5 protein-coding genes and 1 pseudogene are annotated in these 6,157 nt (G+C 60.0%); 4 read left to right on the top strand and 2 right to left on the bottom strand.

The genetic code is table 11. The features are described from left to right. Positions 1–497 precede the first annotated feature (497 nt). The 3 genes from WCA53_RS22580 (at position 498) to WCA53_RS22570 (ending at position 4,427) form a co-directional block, all read left to right on the top strand. Complete coding sequence (locus WCA53_RS22580; RefSeq protein WP_423915746.1) at positions 498–1,247, top strand: YoaK family protein; 750 nt, start codon at positions 498–500, stop codon at positions 1,245–1,247. A gap of 483 nt (positions 1,248–1,730) precedes the next feature. Beyond that, positions 1,731–3,704, top strand: a complete 1,974-nt coding sequence (gene acs / locus WCA53_RS22575) for an acetate--CoA ligase (RefSeq protein WP_423915744.1) — start codon at positions 1,731–1,733, stop codon at positions 3,702–3,704. Positions 3,705–3,815: 111 nt separating this feature from the next. Further along, on the top strand, positions 3,816–4,427 hold the full coding sequence (locus WCA53_RS22570; RefSeq protein ID WP_423915741.1) for an acetate uptake transporter: 612 nt from the start codon (positions 3,816–3,818) through the stop codon (positions 4,425–4,427). Positions 4,428–4,565: 138 nt separating this feature from the next. Here the strand turns inward: WCA53_RS22570 and WCA53_RS22565 are convergent. Together WCA53_RS22565 and WCA53_RS22560 are read right to left on the bottom strand one after the other, a co-directional pair. Then, positions 4,566–4,922: pseudogene (locus tag WCA53_RS22565) on the bottom strand (DUF3564 family protein). Between the two features lie 19 nt (positions 4,923–4,941). Beyond that, positions 4,942–5,280, bottom strand: coding sequence for a c-type cytochrome (locus WCA53_RS22560; RefSeq protein ID WP_423915739.1), 339 nt, complete (start codon positions 5,278–5,280; stop codon positions 4,942–4,944). A gap of 647 nt (positions 5,281–5,927) precedes the next feature. Here WCA53_RS22560 and WCA53_RS22555 point away from each other — a divergent pair. Then, a partial coding sequence (locus WCA53_RS22555; protein WP_423915737.1) for a poly-beta-hydroxybutyrate polymerase N-terminal domain-containing protein occupies positions 5,928–6,157 on the top strand: 230 nt, incomplete at its 3' end.

Raw genomic sequence — 6,157 nt, 5'->3', positions numbered from 1 at the left:
GGGCATATACGCGCCCCGCCATGGTTTCGCGCGCCACCAGTTCGAGCGGCAGCGCGTCACTGGGCTGTTCGCGTGCTGCGTCTCGCGGCGTGACTTGTGCAATCAATTAAACAACTCCTTACGAGATCGACTGTGACCTGTGACCTGTGATCACACTATGAGATGAAGTCTGGTACGAGTACGGTTCATAGTCAACCATCAAGTGATAGGGGAAAACGTCAACATCACCGCGGCTGAGACATTGTCGACCGGGGTGGACTCGAACGCGTCTGACCCTGTCAAAACGGACATGCGCGGTAACGTGACATGTGACTTTGGCCGCCCAATCGGCAATTGCTCTCTCCGGCTACTCTCAAGAAACACTGCAACACACCAATGTGGTTCGACTTGATCTGGATCAGTCTCTGTGGGCTATTGCGGTGCATCATGAAAGCAATCTGACCGTTCCAGTCACACACCGTGCCGGCCGGCGGAATCGCCCGAAGCCATCGCACGACATGCCCATAAACTACCTTCGCGGGTTCACTCGACCTGAGCGCACGGACCAGAATAACCGGCGCCTCGGACGCAGCCTCGCGTTTATCGCGGGTGCCGCCAATGCCGGTGGCTTGCTCGCGGTCGGGCAGTACACGTCGCATATGTCGGGCGTGGTGTCGGCACTGGCCGATAACCTGTCGCTGGGGGACATTGGCCTCGTGGTCACAGGATTCTGTTCGCTCATGGCGTTCATGGCCGGCGCCGCCACGTCCGCGATCATGATCAACTGGGGCCGTCGGCGGCGGGCACACAGCGAATATGCATTGCCGCTGATGCTGGAAGCGGCAATGCTGCTGTGCTTTGGCCTGCTCGGTGCAAACCTGGAGAAGGACCGGATCCTGTTTTTGCCCGCTACCGTCGCGTTGCTTTGCTTTGTGATGGGCCTTCAGAACGCGATGATCACAAAGATCTCCAAAGCGGAGATTCGCACGACGCACGTAACCGGCCTCGTCACGGATATCGGAATCGAGCTCGGCAAGATGTTTTACTGGAATGTATCCGCGTCCGGACCAGGAGCAAGCGCGGTCAAGGCAGACCGCTCGAAACTTATTCTGCTGGCATCGCTGCTCGGCATGTTTTTTATTGGCGGCATCGCAGGCGCAATGGGTTTCAAATACGTGGGCTTCGTGTCGACCGTCCCCCTCTCGGTGATACTGGTCCTGCTGGCGGTCGTACCGCTGGCGGACGACTTCGTTGCACAGCGCCGCTGACCGGTTGGCAAGCGTTATCCGAGCGCCTCTTTGAGCGCTTCGGCTAGTCGGCGACGTCAAGATCGCCTGTCTTGCGCCGATTTCCCGCGTAGGCAAAAAACCTACTTACCGCGTGCAAATCCCGCGCACATCTCCGCCCTTGCTGATTTCGCTTTCATCTGCGCTCGACAATACTTGAAGCAACAAACGACGCCGACCATTGCCGCGACTGACAGTACAGTCCGTGAAGGAGGCGCATCATGCGAACCCTCTGTTTTTGGAATATGTTCATTCGTCTGCCCAGCCTGTTTGATTTGCGTCAACGCGTCATCTCGTGGACATCTCATAGTTATCTCACGGCACCTCCTCGCATCGACAACCATCGGCCACGCGCGTGAGGCGCACGCCCGTCACGCGGGCCGAATCCGTTAGGGCCATCAAGAGCCTTTCCCTTGGCGACGATTGCTGTTTGCTCGCCCATCTCATGATTTAAGCGAGGAGACTATGTCTACCATCGAATCGATCCCTTATGTCCCTGCAGAGGGAATTCCCCTGGCGAGTCATGCCGCTATTGATGATATGGGCGCTTACCATGCGCTTGTGGCTGAAGCTGCGCACGATCACGAAGCCTTCTGGGCACGTCTTGCCAAAGAGCATCTGAACTGGCGTCGTCCGTTTACGAAGATTCTCGACGACACGAACGCACCCTTTTACCGGTGGTTCGAAGACGGCGAACTGAATGCGTCGTACAACTGCCTTGACCGCAATCTCATCAACGGTAACGCAAACAAAACCGCGATCATCTTTGAGTCCGACGACGGCAAGGTCACGAGCGTCACTTACCAGGCGCTCTATCACCGGGTATGCCGCCTCGCCAACGCGCTGCGAGCGCGCGGCGTGAAGAAAGGCGACCGGGTTGTCATCTACCTGCCGATGTCGGTCGAAGGCGTCGTTGCGATGCAGGCGTGCGCACGTATTGGCGCGCCGCATTCGGTCGTCTTCGGTGGCTTCTCTGCGAAATCGCTCCATGAACGAATGGTCAACGTCGGCGCGGTCGCGATCATCACCGCAGACGAACAGGTGCGCGGCGGCAAGACACTTCCGCTGAAGACGATCGTCGACGAGGCGCTCGCAATCGGCGATACCGAGGCGATCAAGACTGTGGTCATCTATCGGCGCACCGGCGGGCGCATTCCCTGGATCGCCGGTCGCGACGCCTGGCTGCACGAGTTGGAGCACGGCCAGCCCGATACATGCGAGCCTGAATGGGTAGGCGCCGAGCATCCCCTTTTTGTGCTGTACACCTCAGGGTCGACCGGCACACCGAAGGGCGTCCAGCACAGTACGGGAGGCTACCTGTTGTGGGCCGCCGTCACCATGAAATGGACCTTCGACATCAAGCCAGACGATGTCTTCTGGTGTACTGCCGATATCGGCTGGATAACGGGGCACACCTATATCTGCTACGGCCCGACTGCTGTCGGCGCGACGCAGGTCATGTTTGAAGGAGTGCCCACGTACCCGACTGCGGGCCGCTTCTGGGACATGATCCAGCGCCACAAGGTGACGACCTTCTACACGGCGCCCACCGCAATCCGGTCCCTCATCAAGACCGCTGAAGCGGATCGCGCAGTGCATCCCGGAAGCTACGACCTGAGTACGCTGCGCATCCTCGGCACGGTCGGCGAACCCATCAACCCGAGCGCGTGGACGTGGTTTTCGGAGCACGTCGGCGGCGGCAGGTGTCCCGTGCTTGACACCTTCTGGCAGACCGAGACGGGCGGCCACATGATCACGCCACTGCCAGGCGTCACACCGCTTGTGCCGGGCTCCTGCACGTTGCCGTTGCCCGGCATCGATGCCGCGATCGTCGACGAAACCGGCCACGAGGTGCCCAACGGGCACGGCGGAATGCTCGTCATACGCAAGCCGTGGCCGTCGATGATTCGCACTGTGTGGGGCAATCCGGAGCGCTTTCGCCAGGGCTATTACCCCGAGGAACTGGGCGGCGACCTGTATCTCGCGGGGGACGGTGCGATTCGCGACCCGGATACCGGCTATTTCACGATCACTGGCCGCGTCGATGACGTGCTCAATGTATCGGGTCACCGGATGGGCACGATGGAGATCGAGTCGGCGCTGGCGTCCTGCCCGTTGGTAGCGGAAGCTGCGGTTGTTGGCCGTCCGGATGAAACCTTCGGCGAAGCTATCGTCGCCTTCGTCGTGCTGAAGGGCACGCGACCCAGCGGCATTGACGTGAAACGCGTGGCCGACGAGCTGCGCGCCTGGGTCGGCAAGGAGATTGGACCGATTGCAAAACCGAAGGAGATTCGTTTTGGCGACGCGATGCCAAAGACGCGCTCGGGAAAAGTCGTGCGCCGGTTGTTGCGCTCAGTCGCCAAGGGCGAAGTGATCACGCAGGACACGTCGACCGTCGAAAATCCAGCCGTGCTCGCCCAGTTCGCCGACCCCGCGTAGAGCACGTAACGCATGAGGGGTCTAACCGTACGCTTGATCGTCGCGCGGCTGTCGATACGTTGTGATTGACACGCGACAAATTCCGTTTCCTTAATGCTGGAGACTTTCATCATGAACTTCAAGACACCCAACCCCGCATCCCTCGGGCTCGCCGGATTTGCTTTGACAACCTGGCTGCTCAGCATGATCAACGCTGGCTGGTTTACCGGTGATTCAATGGGAATGGTGCTAGCCGTCGCCTTCGCCTACGGCGGCACTGCACAGGCGCTAGCTGGACTCATGGAAATCCCGCGCGGCAACACATTTGGGGCCACCGCCTTTCTGAGCTACGGGGCGTTCTGGTGGTCGCTCGCCCTTTTCGTGCTGTTCCTTCATGACAAGGTGCCGGCTGCCTTTATTGGCTGGTATTTGTTGTTGTGGGGCGTGTTCACGCTGTACATGTGGGTCGCGACATGGCGTGCGTCGCGTGCGCTGCAACTTGTGTTTCTCGTCCTGTGGATCACCTTCTTCGTGTTAGCCGCGAGTGAATGGACCGGCCTCGCGTGGCTGCATCATGCAGGCGGCTATTGTGGTCTCGTCACAGCGGCGCTCGCGTTCTATCTTTCTGCTGCGGAGATCATCAACGAGACGCACGGGCGCAACGTATTGCCGGTGGGAGCAGCCAACACGGCGACCGTCGTGGTCGTACCAGTCGGCGCAGCCCACATCCTCCAGGGAATCTGATAAATCGTCAACGGCGACGCCTGCGGCCATCGCGCCGCCGTTGACAAGGCGCTCGTGCTCGTATATCCGCTGGAGCTGTCTAGTGGGCGTCGCTTCGGGGCGCACGCGTCTTGACGTCCGGCTTCCGGCGCAGCACTTTCACTCTGCAAACACGCCGTTCTCAGCGTTTGTCTGCGTAGCGTCGACGCATCGTACGTGCCAGCGATCAGGCTGTAGACCCGGCGCCGGATCGCCGTACCATGCTGCACGCCCCACCCGATCCTCGGTAAGATGCGGGACGTCGCTCACATCGAGGTCGATAAGCGCGCACAGCGGGTTCGGTGCGTGCTGATCGCAAATCAGAGTTGCTCCCGGCTCGAAGCGGAGGAGTCCCTATGAAGGAATATCGACGCCATCATGCATTTCCCTAGACCACAGACACGAGTCGGTATCGAGCCATAACACCGCGAACGCGTCGTGTGTCGCGGGATAGTCAAGCCTTGTGGTGATACGCATTGCTTTCTCCTTTACCGAATCAGTGACTTAATACCCACTGCACGAGGGTGTGAGTGTCTTCCCTGGAAATCGGACCGCCCCGTTCGGCAGCCAAGGGCATTGCCGTGTCGCCCCAATGCGCGCGGCCGCCAAGCCGCAGCTTCTGTTCGAGCATGGTCGATGCATTAGGAACGTCGCGATACCGCTGCGCAATCTGCTGGAACGATGGTGCCAGAAACGGCGACTCGACGGTGTGACAAAACATGCAGTGATGCTGGTCGACGAGCGCTTCCGGATCCGGCGCCGCGAGCACACATGTGCCGCGGGACAGCAAAAGAGCGGCAATAGCGCCAGCAAGGGCGGGGCGATTCAGCTTCATGGGCAGCTCCAATAAAATCGACGCTGCGTTGCGGCCAAAGTTCCGATAGCCCGGCGGGACGCGAAAGTCGAGCGAGTCACACAGCTTGAGCAGGTGCAGCGCCGGTTCGGTCAGTGCGAATTCGTGCGTCGTCCAGCGCGATGAATTGGAACGCTGCTCATAAAAATATCGTGCACTCATTGCGCGGCATGGGCGTTGACCTGGATCAAGCGCTTGCGGTGCGAATGGCGCTGGCGGACGAGCTACGGGCTCCGAAGATCGCTCCGGCACAAGCTACGCCATGCATGTTCCGCCGTTGATGGACAACGTGGTTTCGGCGATGAAGGCTGCATCCTCCGCGATTGACGCAGATAAACTCGTAACAAACGGCTCGTCGCTACAGTCTTTTCAACAGACGCTCCATGGACAATCAGGACGGCTGCGGTGAGTTTCTCTTACCCCTGACATCCTTACGTAAGCCGAACATCTCGGGGTCCGCCTTGTCTGTCTCGCACTGGCTCGACCCAACCGCTGCATAGCAAGCGTGAACGACCTAAAGGAACCTCATGGACGCTCGCTCCAGAACTGTTTCGACCGGCGATCCGGTGCTTCCACAGCAACCGGTTACCCGTTCTTCGTGCAACCCTTTTCGCGCACTTGATTGCACGTTGGAAGCAGCGATCGCGCGTTTCACGCGCGGCCTCTCCCCTGCCGCGCTATCGCTGGCGTTTTCCGACTGGCTTATCCATCTCGCATCGGCGCCGGGAAAGCGGGCGGTGTTGGCTTCGCTGTATGCCGCGAACGCGGTTCAGATACGTGACTACGTGCTTCGCGGCCTGACGGGCAACGCCGCCGCGCCGCTCGCGGAGCCCGCACCCGCAGACCATCGGTTCCGTGC

This window comes from Caballeronia sp., from assembly GCF_049581465.1.
Lineage (GTDB): Bacteria > Pseudomonadota > Gammaproteobacteria > Burkholderiales > Burkholderiaceae > Caballeronia.
The sequence above is the reverse complement of the archived record's forward strand: the minus strand, read 5'-3'. Positions and strand labels throughout refer to the sequence as shown.

Coding starts and splice junctions, on each gene's coding strand:
- WCA53_RS22570 (WP_423915741.1), top strand. CDS start 3,816: ATGAACTTCAAGACACCCAACCCCGCATCCCTCGGGCTCGCCGGATTT.
- acs (WP_423915744.1), top strand. CDS start 1,731: ATGTCTACCATCGAATCGATCCCTTATGTCCCTGCAGAGGGAATTCCC.
- WCA53_RS22560 (WP_423915739.1), bottom strand. CDS start 5,280: ATGAAGCTGAATCGCCCCGCCCTTGCTGGCGCTATTGCCGCTCTTTTG.
- WCA53_RS22580 (WP_423915746.1), top strand. CDS start 498: ATGCCCATAAACTACCTTCGCGGGTTCACTCGACCTGAGCGCACGGAC.